This is a genomic window from Hydrogenophaga pseudoflava NBRC 102511 (genome assembly GCF_001592285.1).
Lineage (GTDB): Bacteria > Pseudomonadota > Gammaproteobacteria > Burkholderiales > Burkholderiaceae_C > Hydrogenophaga > Hydrogenophaga pseudoflava.
Genome location: NZ_BCWQ01000012.1, coordinates 75,063 through 90,339, shown reverse-complemented (window position 1 = coordinate 90,339; position 15,277 = coordinate 75,063). Strand labels below are relative to the sequence as shown.

13 protein-coding genes are annotated in these 15,277 nt (G+C 68.4%); 12 read left to right on the top strand and 1 reads right to left on the bottom strand.

From position 1 onward, the window contains the following. Positions 1–161 precede the first annotated feature (161 nt). The 9 genes from nirB (at position 162) to rpsU (ending at position 11,185) form a co-directional block, all read left to right on the top strand. Positions 162–2,615, top strand: coding sequence for a nitrite reductase large subunit NirB (gene nirB / locus HPS01S_RS15350; protein ID WP_066157985.1), 2,454 nt, complete (start codon positions 162–164; stop codon positions 2,613–2,615). A gap of 9 nt (positions 2,616–2,624) precedes the next feature. Beyond that, positions 2,625–3,407, top strand: coding sequence for a type IV pili methyl-accepting chemotaxis transducer N-terminal domain-containing protein (locus HPS01S_RS15345; protein WP_066157982.1), 783 nt, complete (start codon positions 2,625–2,627; stop codon positions 3,405–3,407). 22 nt (positions 3,408–3,429) lie between these two features. Then, positions 3,430–3,813 (top strand): nitrite reductase small subunit NirD, encoded by a 384-nt coding sequence (nirD, locus tag HPS01S_RS15340; protein WP_066158169.1) that lies wholly within the window; start codon positions 3,430–3,432, stop codon positions 3,811–3,813. Between the two features lie 4 nt (positions 3,814–3,817). Beyond that, a complete protein-coding gene (locus HPS01S_RS15335) occupies positions 3,818–6,616 on the top strand; it encodes a nitrate reductase (protein WP_066157981.1) in 2,799 nt (932 codons plus the stop codon). A gap of 36 nt (positions 6,617–6,652) precedes the next feature. Continuing rightward, the gene (gene ybiB, locus HPS01S_RS15330; RefSeq protein WP_066157979.1) at positions 6,653–7,600 is read left to right on the top strand and encodes a DNA-binding protein YbiB; all 948 of its coding nucleotides are present in this window, start codon (positions 6,653–6,655) and stop codon (positions 7,598–7,600) included. A gap of 2 nt (positions 7,601–7,602) precedes the next feature. Beyond that, the gene (cobA, locus tag HPS01S_RS15325) at positions 7,603–8,409 is read left to right on the top strand and encodes a uroporphyrinogen-III C-methyltransferase (RefSeq protein WP_066157975.1); all 807 of its coding nucleotides are present in this window, start codon (positions 7,603–7,605) and stop codon (positions 8,407–8,409) included. A 141-nt stretch (positions 8,410–8,550) separates the two neighbouring features. Then, complete coding sequence (locus tag HPS01S_RS15320; RefSeq protein WP_371836600.1) at positions 8,551–9,618, top strand: sterol desaturase family protein; 1,068 nt, start codon at positions 8,551–8,553, stop codon at positions 9,616–9,618. A gap of 4 nt (positions 9,619–9,622) precedes the next feature. Beyond that, entirely contained in the window at positions 9,623–10,825 is a 1,203-nt protein-coding gene (locus HPS01S_RS15315) for a BaiN/RdsA family NAD(P)/FAD-dependent oxidoreductase (RefSeq protein WP_066157968.1), read from the top strand. A gap of 147 nt (positions 10,826–10,972) precedes the next feature. Next, positions 10,973–11,185: a 30S ribosomal protein S21 gene (gene rpsU / locus HPS01S_RS15310; protein ID WP_056273869.1), complete on the top strand. Its 213-nt coding sequence runs from the start codon at positions 10,973–10,975 to the stop codon at positions 11,183–11,185. 54 nt (positions 11,186–11,239) lie between these two features. Here the strand turns inward: rpsU and HPS01S_RS15305 are convergent, their stop codons facing one another. Then, positions 11,240–12,172, bottom strand: a complete 933-nt coding sequence (locus HPS01S_RS15305) for a LysR family transcriptional regulator (RefSeq protein WP_066157965.1) — start codon at positions 12,170–12,172, stop codon at positions 11,240–11,242. 70 nt (positions 12,173–12,242) lie between these two features. Between HPS01S_RS15305 and lysA the strand changes: the two genes are divergently transcribed. The 3 genes from lysA (at position 12,243) to HPS01S_RS15290 (ending at position 15,276) form a co-directional block, all read left to right on the top strand. After that, on the top strand, positions 12,243–13,493 hold the full coding sequence (gene lysA, locus HPS01S_RS15300) for a diaminopimelate decarboxylase (protein WP_066157962.1): 1,251 nt from the start codon (positions 12,243–12,245) through the stop codon (positions 13,491–13,493). 40 nt (positions 13,494–13,533) lie between these two features. Beyond that, positions 13,534–13,980, top strand: a complete 447-nt coding sequence (locus HPS01S_RS15295; RefSeq protein WP_066157959.1) for a GatB/YqeY domain-containing protein — start codon at positions 13,534–13,536, stop codon at positions 13,978–13,980. Between the two features lie 96 nt (positions 13,981–14,076). Further along, positions 14,077–15,276 carry an ABC transporter substrate-binding protein gene (locus HPS01S_RS15290; protein ID WP_066157956.1) on the top strand — a complete coding sequence of 400 codons (1,200 nt, stop codon included), beginning with the start codon at positions 14,077–14,079 and terminating at the stop codon, positions 15,274–15,276. The last annotated feature ends 1 nt before the right edge of the window (position 15,277 follow it).

Here is a 15,277-nt window from a genome sequence, read left to right as displayed (position 1 = left end):
GAAACGGTGCTGGCCCTGTGCCTGCGCCACCCCGGCAGACCTGCCGGGTTTCGAACATTCCCTACCCCTGAGTTCCGGCCCACCCGCCGCTGTGCGATCGCCCGCGTGCGTCCGCCGGAGCCAGCCACAACCCCCGTGATCTTCAGACAGGAGTCGCCGCAATGAAAAAGATGAAACTCGTGATGGTGGGCAACGGCATGGCCGGTGTGCGCACGCTCGAAGAGCTGCTGAAGATCGCACCCGAGTTCTACGAGATCACCGTTTTCGGTGCCGAGCCGCACCCCAACTACAACCGCATCCTGCTCAGCCCCGTGCTGGCGGGCGAACAGACCATCGACGAGATCATCCTCAACGACTGGTCCTGGTACACCGACAACGGCATCACCCTGCACGCGGGCTACAAGGTGACCGAGGTGGACCGCGTCAGGCGCGTGGTGCACTCGGTCGGCCCCAATGGCGAGAAAGTGTCGGCCGAGTACGACCGCCTGATCATGGCGACCGGATCCAACCCCTTCATCCTGCCCATCCCCGGCAAGGACCTGCAGGGCGTGCTGGCCTACCGCGACATCGCCGACACGCAGGCCATGATCGACGCCGCCGCCACCTACAAGCACGCGGTCGTCATCGGCGGCGGCCTGCTGGGCCTGGAAGCGGCCAACGGCCTGATGAAGCGCGGCATGACGGTCAGCGTGGTGCACGTGGCGCCCTGGCTGATGGAGCGCCAGCTGGACGACGTGGCGGGCAAGCTGCTGCAGAAGTCGCTGGAGGAGCGCGGCATGCAGTTCCTGATCGGCGCGCAGACGCAGGAGCTGGTGGGCGGTGACGATGGCCGCGTGAAAGCCATCCGTTTCAAGGACGGCAGCGAGGTGCCGGCCGACCTGGTGGTGATGGCCGTGGGCATCCGCCCCAACACCGCGCTGGCCGAAAGCATGCGCCTGCACGTCAACCGCGGCATCGTGGTCAGCGACACGATGCAGACCGTGACCGACCCGCGCATCTACGCGGTGGGTGAGTGCGCGGCGCACCGCGGCATCGCCTACGGCCTGGTGGCGCCGCTGTTCGAGCAGGGCAAGGTGCTGGCCACGCACCTGGCCGAGTTCGGCATCGGCCGCTACACCGGCTCGCTCACCTCGACCAAGCTCAAGGTCACGGGCATCGACCTGTTCTCCGCCGGCGAGTTCATGGGCGGCGACGGCACGGAAGAGATCGTGATGAGCGACCCCTTCGGCGGCGTCTACAAGAAGCTGGTGATCAAGGACGACAAGCTGGTCGGCGCCTGCCTGTATGGCGACACGGTGGACGGCAGCTGGTACTTCAAGCTGCTGCGCGAAGGCCGCACGGTCGGCGACATCCGGGACAGGCTGATGTTCGGCGAGTCCAACATCGGCGACACCGGCCACCAGGGCCACAACAAGGCCGCGGCCATGGCCGACAGCGACGAGGTCTGCGGCTGCAACGGCGTGACCAAGGGCGCCATCTGCAAGGCCATCAAAGAGAAAGGCCTGTTCACACTGGACGAGGTGAAGAAACACACCAAGGCCAGCGCCAGCTGCGGCTCCTGCACCGGTCTGGTGGAGCAGATCCTGATGTTCACGGCCGGCGGCGACTACTCGGCCACGCCGAAGAAAAAGGCCATCTGCGGCTGCACCGAGCACAGCCACCAGGACGTGCGCGACGCGATCCGCAACGACAAGCTGCTGACCATCGCCGACACCTTCAGCGCCCTGGGCTGGAAGACGCCCAACGGCTGCGCCACCTGCCGCCCGGCCATCAACTACTACCTCATCAGCACCTGGCCCAAGCAGGCCAAGGACGACCCGCAGAGCCGCTTCATCAACGAGCGCTCGCACGCCAACATCCAGAAGGACGGCACCTACTCCGTCATTCCGCGCATGTGGGGCGGCGAGACCACGGCCGACGAGCTGCGCCGCATCGCCGACGCGGTGGACAAGTACAAGATCCCGACCGTCAAGGTGACCGGCGGCCAGCGCATCGACCTGCTGGGCGTGAAGAAGGAAGACCTGGTCAACGTCTGGCGTGACATCGGCATGCCCAGCGGTCACGCCTACGCCAAGGCGCTGCGCACGGTGAAGACCTGTGTCGGGTCAGAGTGGTGCCGCATGGGCACCCAGGACTCGACCCAGATGGGCAAGGACCTGGAGAAGGCCATGTGGCGCATGTACGCGCCGCACAAGGTCAAGTTCGCTGTCAGCGGCTGCCCGCGCAACTGCGCCGAGGCCGGCATCAAGGACGTCGGCGTGATCGGCGTCGACTCGGGCTGGGAGATGTACATCGCCGGCAACGGCGGCATCAAGACCGAGGTGGCGCACTTCCTTGTCAAGGTGAAAACGGCCGAGGAGGTCATGGAATACACCGGCGCCTTCTGCGAGCTGTACCGCCAGGAAGGCTGGTACCTGGAGCGCACGGTGCACTACGTCAACCGCGTGGGCCTGGACTACATCAAGAAACGCATCCTGGACGACGCGGCCGGCCGCAAGGCACTGTGGGAACAGCTGCAGTTCGCCCTCGACGGCGAGCCCGATCCGTGGTTCGACTTCCCAGAAGCGGCCGTGGACACGCGCCAGTTTGAACCCGTCGCCATCGTCAAGGCCTGAGGAGCGCTCATGAAACGACGCGACGTGCTCATCCTGGCAGGCTCCCTGCCCCTGGGTGTGAACGCCCAGGTCAGCGACCTCGCCGATGCGATCAACAAGGCCGGGCGTCAGCGCATGCTCTCGCAGCGCATGGGCAAGGCCTGGCTCGCAATGGTGCACAAGACCGAGGACCGGTCGGCCCAGGCCGTGCTCGACAAGTCGATGGCGCTGTTCGACCGCCAGCTGGTCGAGCTCAAGGCCTACGCGCCGTCGCCCGAGATCCGCGAGACCTACACCACGCTGGAAGCCGCCTGGAGCGACTACAAGACCGCGCTCGTCGGCGCCGCGCCCAGCAAGGCCGGTTCTGCCGCGCTGCTCAAGGCGGACGCCCGTGTGCTGGCACTGGCCCACCAGGGCACGGTGCAGTACGAGGCCGCCATGGGCCAGCCCGTCGGCAAGCTGGTCAACGTCGCGGGCCGCCAGCGAATGCTTTCGCAGCGCATGGCCAAGTTCTACTTCGCAGCCGCGTTGCCGGTGGACGCTTCGACAGCGCTCGCCGAGATCGGCAAGGCCCGCACCGAGTTCCTGGCAGCCATGACCACGCTGCGCGAGGCGCCCGAAGCCACGTCCCGCATCCGCGACGAACTCAGCCTGGCCGATGGCCAGTGGTTCTTCTTCGACCAGGCCCTGCAGCGTGTGCAGTCCGGTGCCGCGGCCACGGCCAAACCGCTGTCCGACGTGTTCGTGACCAGCGAGAACCTGCTCAGCGTGATGGACCGCGTCACCAATCTCTACGCCAACCTGAAGTCCTGATTACAGAGAAAGCCCCATGAACATGAGCCAATGGACCCCCATCTGCCAGGTTGACGACATCCCCGTGCTCGGCTCGCGCCGCGTGGCGCGCGAGCAGGGCCTGGACGTCGCGATCTTCCGCAACGACCAGGACGAGGTGTTCGCCCTGCTCGACCGCTGCCCGCACAAGGGCGGCCCGCTGAGCCAGGGCATCGTCTTCGGCACCCACGTGGCCTGCCCGCTGCACAACTGGACCATCGGCCTGTGCGACGGCCAGGCGTCGGCGCCCGACGAGGGCTGCACGCCCAAGTTCAGCGTGAAGGTGGAGAACGGTCAGGTGTTCCTGGACGCCACGCAGCTCGCGTCGCACGCGACCGACCTGGAGCGTCCGATCGCCGGCCCCGCCCGCCGCACCGCCAAGGCCTGAGCCCATGACCGAAACCCGCTCCACCTGCCCGTACTGTGGTGTGGGCTGCGGCGTCATCATCGAATCCGATGGGCCGCAGATCACCGGTGTGCGCGGCGACCCGGATCACCCCGCGAACTTCGGCAAGCTCTGCACCAAGGGCAGCACGCTGCACCTGACGGCCACGCCCGCCATCACGCGCCAGACCCGCCTGCTGCAACCCATGCAGCGGCTGCAGCGCGGCCAGGCGCCGGTGGCCCTGGGCTGGGACGCGGCGCTGGACCGCGTGGCCGGCGAGTTCGGCCGCATCGTGCGCGACCACGGCCCCGACGCGGTGGGCCTGTACCTCAGCGGCCAGTTGCTGACCGAGGACTACTACGTCTTCAACAAGCTGGCCAAGGGCCTCATCGGCACCAACAACGTCGACACCAATTCGCGCCTGTGCATGAGCAGCGCGGTGGCCGGCTACAAGGCCACGCTGGGCGCTGACGCGCCGCCCGCCTGCTACGACGACGTGAACCACGCGCAATGCCTGTTCATCGTCGGCAGCAACGCGGCCTACGCCCACCCCATCCTGTTCCGCCGCATCGAGGCAGCGAAGCAGAAGAACCCAGGCATGAAGGTGATCGTGGCCGACCCGCGCCGCACCGACACCGCCGAACTGGCCGACCTGTATCTGCCCCTGCTGCCGGGCACCGACGTGATGCTGTTCCACGGCCTGCTGCACGTGATGCTGTGGGAAGGCTGGACCGACAACGCCTACATCGCTGCGCACACGAACGGCTTCGACGAACTGAAGGCGCTGGTGCGCGACTGCACGCCCGACGTGGTGGCGCAGACCTGCGGCATCTCCAAGGAAGACCTGTTCAAGGCCGCAAGGTGGTTCGCTGGCCTTGACGGCCAGGGGTTCGCACATCGCCGACCGACGCTCAGCCTGTATTGCCAGGGCCTGAACCAGAGCAGCAGCGGCACCGCCAAGAACGCCAGCCTGATCAACCTGCACCTGGCCACCGGCCAGATCGGCAAGCCCGGGGCCGGCCCCTTCAGCCTGACCGGCCAGCCCAACGCCATGGGCGGGCGCGAGGTCGGTGGCCTGGCCAACCTGCTGTCCGCCCACCGCGACCTGGCCAACCCCGCGCACCGCGCCGAAGTGGCGGCGCTATGGGGTGTGGCCGATGTGCCGAGCAAGCCAGGCAAGACCGCGGTCGAGATGTTCCAGGCCGCCGCCGACGGCGAGATCAAGGCGCTGTGGATCGCCTGCACCAACCCCGCGCAGTCCATGCCCGACCAGGCCACGGTGCGCCGCGCCCTGCAGCGCGCCGAATTCGTGGTGGTGCAGGAAGCCTTCGCCACCGCCGCCACCTGCGACTTCGCCGACCTGCTGCTGCCCGCCACCACCTGGGGCGAGAAGGAAGGCACCGTCACCAACAGCGAACGCCGCATCAGCCGCGTGCGCGCCGCCGTGCCCGCCGCCGGTGAGGCGCGGCACGACTGGCGCATCGCCGTCGATGTGGCGCGCCGCCTGGAAGCACAGCTGCGCCCCGGCCAGCCCACCCTCTTCCCCTACGAGACGCCCGAAGCGATCTGGAACGAACACCGCGAATCCACCCGCGGCCGCGATCTCGACATCACCGGCCTGAGCTACGCCATGCTGGAGCAGCGCGGCCCGCAGAGCTGGCCGCTGCGCGAGGGCGAGGCCAGCGGCCAGGCAAGGCTGTACGAAGACGGCGTGTTCCCCACCGCCGACGGCAAGGCCAAGTTCGCTGCCCTGCGCTACCAGCCCACCGCGGAGGTGCGCGAATCGCGCTTTCCCTTCTCGCTGACCACCGGCCGCTTGCGCGACCACTGGCACGGCATGACGCGCACCGGCACCATCGGCCGCCTGTTCGGCCATGTGGCCGAACCCGCGGTGCAGATGAACCCGCAGGACATGGAGCGCCGCGGCCTCAAGGACGGCGAGCTGGTGCACGTCACCAGCAAGCGCGGCTCCATCGTGCTGCCGGTGCAGGGCTCGCGCACCGTCCACACCACGCAGGCCTTCATCGCCATGCACTGGGGTCCCGAATACCTGAGCGGCCGCAGCAGCCAGGGCGAGCCGCTGGCGGGTGTCAACGCCATCACCACCTCGGCCTACTGCCCCACGTCCAAACAGCCCGAACTCAAGCACGCGGCCGTGAAGGTTCTCAAGGCCGAACTGCCCTGGGCCCTGCTGGGCGTGGCCTGGTTGTCCGAAGCCACGGCGCTGACGGCGCTGACCGAACTGCGCGCGCTGATGCCGTCGTTCGAGTTCGCGTCCTGCGTGCCCTTCGGCCGCGAACGCACCGGCGTGCTGTTCCGCGCCGCCGCGCACGAAGCACCGGAGCCCGCGCTGGTGGAGCGCATCGAAGCGCTGCTGGGCCTGACCACCGCCGACACCCTGCGCTACGCCGACAAGCGCCGCCAGCAGCGCCGCAGCGCCCGCCTGCAGCGCACCGGTGACGACATCACGCTCGACGCCTTCCTGCTGGCCGGCGACACCAGCGCCGAGTCCTGGATCAAGACCCTGCTGCAGGACGAACTGCCCGCCGGCCGCTACGGCCGCCTGCTGCTGATGCCCGGCGCTGCGGCCCCGGTGGCGGTGGTCGCGAAAAGCCCCCAGGTCTGCACCTGCTTCAATGTCGGCGAAGACGCGATCCGGGGTGCGCTGCCGCGCTGCGGCGGCACCGACGACCAGCGTCTGGCGCAGTTGCAGGGCCAGCTCAAGTGCGGCACCAACTGCGGCTCCTGCATCCCGGAACTGCGGCGGCTGGTGAAGGCCGTGCCCGCATCCCTGGTAGCCATATAACCCGCAGTCATCTGACCTCGCGGACAATGTCGGCCCATGAGCATCAGCCACTACATCAAAGAGATCGGGCGCGGCAAGGACGGCGCCCGTTCGCTCACGCGCGAACAGGCCGCCGACCTGTTCGGCCAGGTGCTGGACGGCGCCGTGACCGACCTGGAAGTAGGCGGCTTCTGCCTGGCCATGCGCATCAAGGGTGAGACGCCGGACGAGATGGCCGGCTTCCTCGACGCCACCCACGCCCGCCTGCAGCGCCTGCCGGACAACGGGCTCACCACCGTGGTGCTGCCGAGCTACAACGGTGCGCGCAAGCTGCCGGTGCTCACTCCCCTGCTGGCCCTGCTGCTGGCGCGCGAAGGTGCGGCGGTGCTGGTGCACGGGACCGCCACCGAGGACAAACGCGTGACCAGCGAAGCGGTGTTCGCCGCACTGGGCCAGCCGGCCCGTTCGGCGGTGGGTTCGTTGAACGAAGGCGACTGCGCCTTCGTTCCCACCGAGGTGTTCTTCCCCGGCCTCAAGCGCCTGCTGGACGTGCGCCGCGTGGTCGGCCTGCGCAACCCGGCGCACAGCCTGGTCAAGCTGATGAACCCGTGCGAAGGCCGCGCGCTGATCGTGGGCAGCTACACCCACCCGGAGTACGCGGTGTCGATGGCTCAGACCTTCGCCCTGGTCGGCGCACACGCCCTGCTGCTGCGCGGCACCGAAGGCGAACCCGTGGCCGATGCGCGCCGCACGCCGCAGATGGACGCCTTCCGCGACGGCGAACGCATCCTGCTGCAGCAGGCACAGGAAGGCTCGCTGGCCGCATTGCCCGAACTGCCCAGGGTCATCTCGGCCGACGCGACCGCCGCCTACATCCGTGCGGTGCTGGACGGCCGCCTGCCCGTGCCCACACCGATTGCCCTGCAGGTGGCACACATCCTGCAAGAAGTCTCTCGCCCCGCCACAACAGAGACAAACCGCGTCGCTGCGGTCAGCACCCCATGAACATGCCCGCCACCGTCATCACTTCCGAAAGCCAGTTCCTCCCAGGCACCGTCACCCTCGTGGGTGCCGGTCCGGGCGACCCGGAACTGCTGACCATCAAGGCCGCCAAAGCCATCGCCGCGGCCACCGTGCTGCTGGTCGATGACCTGGTGGGCGACGGCGTGCTGACCCATACCTCCCCCAGCGCGCGCATCGTGCACGTGGGCAAGCGCGGTGGCTGCAAGAGCACGCCGCAAGCCTTCATCGAGAAGCTCATGATCATGGCCGCGCGCGAAGGCGAGGTCGTGGTCCGCCTCAAGGGCGGTGACCCCTTCATCTTCGGTCGCGGCGGTGAAGAGGTGGAACACCTGCGCGAGGCCGGCATCGCGGTGCAGGTCATCAACGGCATCACGTCCGGTCTGGCCGGCCTCACCTCGCTGGGCGCGCCGCTCACCCACCGCGACCATGCGCACGGTGTCGTCTTCATCACCGGCCACGCCAAGCCGGGCGACGCCGGCACCGACTGGCAGCAACTCGCCGCCACCGCGCGCGACGCGAAGCTGACCCTGGTGATCTACATGGGCGTTTCCAGCGCCGCGCAGATCCAGTCCGACCTGCTCACCGGCCTGCCGGCCGACACGCCGCTGGCCATCGTCCAGCACGCCAGCCTGCCGCAGCAGCGCCACGCGGTGGGCACGCTGGGCGCCCTCACCGACACGCTGGCGCGCGAAGGCCTGGGCAGCCCCTCGGTGATCGTGGTCGGCGACGTGGTGCGCGGCATCGCGGCCGTGGCGCAGCCGGCGGGCGCGCAGGCCCTGCGCGCCGCCTGAGCACCGGCCGCGGGGGCCTGCCTCGCTACACTCCGCGCACACCAATACAAGTGCGGCGAAGGCCGCCGGCGGAGGATGCCCGTGATCAACAAACTCAAGCGTTTCGTGGACAGCCACGGCAGCCTGCACACGGGCCGCGGCATGGTCACCGGCGTCATCGCCTTGACCCTGGCCTGCCTGTGCTTCCTCGGCGTGATGGCCTTCCACTTCCCCGAGTACCTGACCACACCCGAGCTGCGCAAGAGCTACGACGTGGCGCTGATGCGCCAGCTGCTGTTCTGGTCGCTGGTGGTCGCGGGCGCTCTGAGCCTGGTGAACCTGGTGTTCCGTCGCGCGCCCTGGCTGGCCGCCTCGGCATTTGCCCTGGTGCTGGTGTCGGCCCTGCTGGGCGGCCACCAGGTGGAGGTGGACCCCAACTTCCCCGACCACACGCCCTACATCGGCCTGGACTGGTTCATCCTCGACCTGCTGGGCTCGGCGCTGATCTTCATCTTCATCGAGAAGCTGTTCGGCCTGCGCAAGGACCAGCCGGTGTTCCGCCCCGAGTGGCAGACCGACTTCCAGCACTTCATCGTCAACCACATGCTGATCGGCTTCATGCTGCTGGCCACCAACCTGCTGGTGCACAAGCTGTTCGGCTGGGCCGCCAGCGACGGCATCCGCGGCTGGGTCGCGGCGCTGCCGTTCTGGGTCGCGTTGCCACTGATCATCCTGGTGGCCGACCTGGTGCAGTACTGGACGCACCGCGCCTACCACGAGGTGCCGCTGCTCTGGCGCCTGCACGCGGTGCACCACAGCGCCAAGCACATGGACTGGATGGCCGGCTCGCGCCAGCACGTGATCGAGATCCTGATCACCCGCACTCTGGTGCTGGCGCCCATCTTCACCCTGGGTTTCTCCAAGGACGTGATCGACGCCTACATCATCGTGGTCGGCTTCCAGGCCGTGTTCAACCACGCCAACGTCAGCGTGCGCCTGGGGCCGCTGCGCCACCTGATCGTGACGCCCAACTTCCACCACTGGCACCACAGCCAGGACCAGGAGGCGCTGGACCGCAACTACGCCGCGCACTACGCCTTCCTCGACCACCTGTTCGGCACGGCCGTCAAGAGCGACCGCGAATGGCCGGCCCAGTACGGCGTCCTGGGCGACTACGTGCCCGACGGGTTCTGGAAGCAGGTGAAGTTCCCCTTTGTCTGGAAAGGCTGACCCGGTGCAGTCTTTCGATGTGGTGATCGTCGGCGCGGGTGCGGCTGGCCTGTTCTGCGCGGGCCTCGCGGGCCAGCGCGGCCTGAAGGTGCTGCTGCTGGACCACAGCGAGAAGGTGGCCGAGAAGGTGCGCATCTCGGGCGGCGGCCGGGCCAACTTCACCAACCGCGACATCGACGTGCGCCAGCCGCACAAGCACTTTGTCGGCGAGAACCCGAACTTCTGCCGCTCGGCGCTCTCGCGCTACACCCCGACCGACTTCATCGCCCTGGTGCAGAAGCACGGCATCGCCTTCCACGAAAAGCACAAGGGACAGCTCTTCTGCGACCGCTCGGCGGGTGACCTGATCGACATGCTGCTGGCCGAATGCTCGGCCGGTGGCGTGGCGCGCTGGCAGCCCTGCGGCGTGAAGGACCTGCGCACCACGGCCAGCGGCAGCTACGAACTGGACACCGACCGGGGGCTGGTGCAGGCCCGCAAGGTGGTGATTGCCACCGGCGGCCTGTCGATCCCGGCCATCGGCGCCACCGACTTCGGCTTCCGGGTGGCACAGCAGTTCGGTCTGCGGATCGTCGAACCGAGACCTGGCCTGGTGCCGCTGACCTTCGACGGTGCCGGCTGGGCGCCCTACGCGGGTCTGGCAGGCCTCGCATTGCCCGTTCTCATCGAAACCGGCGACAAAAAGCACCGCACGGTGTTCGCCGAAGACCTGCTGTTCACCCACCGCGGCCTGTCCGGCCCGGCGGTGCTGCAGATCTCCAGTTACTGGAAGCCAGGCACGCCGATCCGCATCAATCTGGCACCCGAGGTGGACCTGCCCGCGGCGCTGGCCGAGGCCAAGCAGCGCTCGCGCAAGCTGCTGGTCAACGAACTCGCGCAGTGGGTGCCGACCCGCCTGGCCGAGGCCTGGGTGGCGCAGGACGCCGACTGGCAGCGCCCGGTGGCCGAATGCAGCGACAAGGCGCTGGCCCGGCTGGCCGAGCGCCTGGCGCGCTGGGAGCTGGTGCCCACCGGCACCGAGGGCTACAAGAAGGCCGAGGTGACGCTGGGCGGCGTGGACACCCGCGACCTGTCGCAGCAGACCATGGAGTCGAAGCAGCCGGGCCTGTACTTCATCGGAGAGGTGGTGGACGTGACCGGCTGGCTGGGCGGTTACAACTTCCAGTGGGCCTGGGCCAGCGCACACGCCTGCGCTTCCAGCTTGTGAAGAGCACCCAAAACGCTATAATCCAAGGCTTTGCTGGCAAAACCCCGTCGGCCAATACTAGTTTTCAGACGGGGAAAACCGCTGGTACGAAGGCCGGGCCCGATCTTCCCGTCCATCCTCTGCCCGCACATTTGGAACCATTAGCTAATGACCACCATCCGCGTTAAAGACAACGAGCCGTTTGACGTCGCCCTGCGCCGCTTCAAGCGCACCATCGAAAAACTGGGTCTGCTGACCGACCTGCGCGCCCGCGAGTTCTACGAAAAGCCGACCGCCGAGCGCAAGCGCAAGAAGGCCGCCGCCGTCAAGCGCCATTACAAGCGCGTGCGCAGCATGCAGCTGCCCAAGAAGCTGTACTGATCCACACGTCAGTCGCTTCGACAAGAACCCGCCCGGGACGCCGCGCGGGTTTTTTTACGTCTGTGCGGCGGACGCCAGGCGGGTTTTCAGGGCGCCGGCCGCCTCGGCCAGAGCGGCCTCGAAGTCCGGCCGCAGCGGGTGCTCGGTGCGCCAGCTCGGCCGGATCAGCGCCACATGGAACGGGATGCTCACAGCCAGCGGCCGCACCACCAGACCACCCTCGACCCCATTCCCAGCGAGCTCCAGCGCCGTCAGCGGGTTGACGATGCCCAACCCCAGCCCCTGTCGCACCAGGGCGCAGACCGACACCGCGCTGGGGGTTTCCAGCTTCAGCACGCGCGCCACGCCCGCCGCGGCGAACAGCGCGTCCACCTGCTGCCGGTAGGGGTCGGCCGGCGCGAAGCTGATGAAGGACTGGCCCGCGAAATCGCCCGGGGCCAGCACCGCTTTCTGCGCCAGCGCATGCCCCGCCGGCAGCACCGCCACCTCGTCGGCCACCAGCAGCGTGTCCAGCGTGCAGGCGGCCGGCGCCTCGTGACGCTCGGAGAGGCCGAGGTCGAAACGCTGCTCGGACAGCGCGGCCTCCAGTTGCGGCGACTCGATGGGCGTCAGGGCCACCGCCGCCTCGGGCTGTTTCAGGGCGAAGCGGCGCACCGCATCGGGCAGCAGGGCATGCGAGAGCGCGGGCAGGCAGGCCAGCTGAAGTCGCCCGTGGGCGTAGCCCTTGAGCGCCACGGCCGTGGCGGCGATGCGCTCCAGCCCCACGTAGGACTGCTCCACCTCGTCCATCAGCGCCAGCGCCCGCACGGTGGGTTTCAGGCGCCCCCTCACCCGCTCGAACAGCGCGAAGCCCAGCACCTGCTCCAGCCGCGCCAGTTCGCGGCTGACCGTGGGCTGCGAGGTGTGCAGCAGCTCGGCCGCGCGCGTGACGTGGCCCGTGCCCATGACGGCCCGGAAAAAGTCGATCTGGCGGTGGCTCAGTTTCATATCAATTTTGAATCGATGCCGAATTATCTGGCATTGCTCAATATGACCAGAACCGGGATCATCCGTGCCCATGAACCCCTTTTCCGACGCCCTCCTCCAGTCCCTCGCCCGCCAGCACGGCACCCCGCTGTGGGTCTACGACGCCGCCACCATCCGCGCGCGCATCGCCGAGCTGCGCGCCTTCGACACCATCCGCTTCGCCCAGAAGGCCAACTCCAACATCCACCTGCTGCGCCTGATGCGCGAACAGGGCGTGGTGGTCGATGCCGTTTCACGCGGCGAGATCCTGCGCGCGCTGGCCGCCGGCTTCACTGCCGACCTGGACGCCCAGGGCGCCTCGGGCATCGTCTTCACCGCCGACCTGTTCGACCACGCCACCCTGGCCACCGTGGTCGAGCACTGTGTGCCGGTCAACGCCGGCTCCATCGACATGCTGCACCAGCTGGGCGCGGTCTCGCCCGGCCATGCCGTGTGGCTGCGCATCAACCCCGGCTTCGGCCACGGCCACAGCAACAAGACCAACACCGGCGGCGAACACAGCAAGCACGGCATCTGGCACGCCGAACTGGACGACGCGCTGGCGGCGGTCAAGCAGCACGGCCTGACGCTGGTGGGTCTGCACATGCACATCGGCTCCGGCGTGGACTACGCCCACCTGCAGGAGGTCTGCCACGCCATGGTGCAGCTGGTGAAGCGCGCCACGGACGTTGGTGGAATCGACCTGCAGGCCATCTCGGCCGGCGGCGGCCTGTCCATCCCCTACCGCGAAGGCGAACCGCGCATCGACACCGCGCACTACTTCAGCCTCTGGGACCATGCGCGCCGCGCCATCGCCGCCCAGCTGGGCCACGCGGTGCACCTGGAACTGGAGCCCGGCCGATTCCTGGTGGCCGAGGCCGGCGTGCTGGTGACCGAGGTGCGCGCCACCAAGCCCATGGGGTCGAACCGCTTCACCTTGGTGGATGCCGGCTTCTCCGATCTGATGCGTCCCTCCATGTACGGCGCCTTCCACGGCATGGGCCTGATCCCCGCCGACGACACGCCGCGACCGACGGTCGAGACCGTGGTCGCCGGTCCGCTGTGCGAATCGGGCGACGTGTTCACCCAGGCCGATGGCGGTGTGGTGCTGACGCGCGCGCTGCCGCAAGCGAAGGTCGGCGACCTGCTGGTGCTGCACGACGCCGGCGCCTACGGCGCCTCCATGTCCAGCAACTACAACAGCCGTCCGCTGGCGGCCGAGGTGCTGGTGGACGGCGACAGCCACCGCCTGATCCGCCGCCGCCAGACGGTCGACGAGCTGCTGGCGCTGGAACAGGTTTGAGAGAATCACGGGTTTTCCAGAACATCCACGGGAACACACCATGAGCCTCAAAGAGAAGATCACCGACGACATGAAGGCCGCGATGCGCGCCAAGGACAGCGAGCGCCTGGGCACCATCCGCCTGCTGACCGCGGCCATGAAGCAGAAGGAAGTGGACGAGCGCATCGAGCTGGACGACGCCGCCGTCATCGCTGTCATCGACAAGATGGTCAAGCAGCGCAAGGACTCGATCACCGCCTTCGAACAGGGCGGCCGCGCCGACCTGGCGGCCAAGGAAGCGGCCGAGCTGGTGGTGCTGGAGGCCTACCTGCCGGCCCGCCTGTCGGCCGACGAAATCGCCGCCGAGGTCCAGGCCATCGTGAGCGCGCTGGGCGCGAAGGGCCCGGGCGACATGGGCAAGGTCATGGGTGCCGTCAAGGCCAAGCTGGCCGGCAAGGCCGACATGGGCCAGGTGTCCGCCGCCGTCAAGGCCGCGCTGGCAAGCTGACAGGACGCTGAACACCCGGCGGCCTTTCAGGGTAAACCGGGTCAGGCTGGCGACAGCTGCGTTCCTACACTCGCGGCACTTTTCCGGAGGTGCCCCATGCGAGTTCTGTTCTCCCGTCTGACCCTGGCCCTCGGCCTGTGCGCCGCCGGCTTGGCGCTGGCCCAGGCGCCAACCGCCCAGCCGGTGCGCATTGGCGTCATCGGCCCGTTCAGCGGCCCCTCGTCCGACTTCGGCAACCCCATGCTGCACGGCGTGCAGTTGGCGGTCGAGGAGATCAATGCGGTTGGCGGATACCTGGGGCGTCCGCTAGAGCTGGTGGTCAAGGACGACCAGGGCAACCCGGACGTGGGCCTGAAGGGCTCGCAAGAGCTGGCTTCGGCCGGCGTGATCGCCACCATCGGCTTCTGCAACACCGGCGTGGCCGCCAAGTCGCTGGACGTATTCCAGAACGGTCAGCTGCCGCTGATCATCCCCTGCGCCACCGGCACGCCGCTGACAGCCAAGTTCCCGGCGCCGCAGAGTTACATCTTCCGCACCTCGGCGCGCGACGCGATCCAGGCACCCTTCGTGGTTGATGATCTGCTCAAGCGCGGCTGGACGAAGGTCGCGATTTTTGCCGACACCACCGGCTACGGCGAAGCCGGCATGAAGGACGTGGAGGCGGCGCTGGCGGCCAAGCAGCTCAAGCCGGTGCATGTGGCCCGCTTCGCGCTGGGCGTGAAGGACCTGGGCAAGGAGCTGGCCGCCGCGCGCGACGCCGGCGCCAATGTGGTGTTCAGCTACACCGTCGGCCCGGAGAACGCGACCATCGCCAACGGCATGCGCGACCTCAAGTGGGACGCGCCGCAGGTCGGCGCCTGGCCGCTGTCCTTTCCGTTCTTCATCGACGGCGCCAAGGCCGCGGCCGACGGTGCGCTGATGGCCCAGACCTTCATCGCCGAGCCGAGCAACGAGCGCCGGGCCGCTTTCCTGACCGCCTACCAGCGCAAGTACAAGCACAAGATTGCCGTGCCCATGGCGGCGGCGCAGTCCTACGACAGCACCTACCTGCTGACCTATGCGCTGTTCTCGATCCGCGACGGCAAGTTCACCGGCCCCGCGGTCAAGGCCGCGCTGGAGAACATCCCGCGCGTGTACTACGGCGTGGTCTCGACCTACGAGAAGCCCTTCAGCGCCGACGACAAGGACGCCGTCACGCCCAACATGCTGGTCATGGGCAAGGTGAGGAACGGCGCGGTGACCTTCGCCTACCCGGAAGACGCGCGCCGCAACCTGGTGGTGCAGAGGAAAAAGTGAT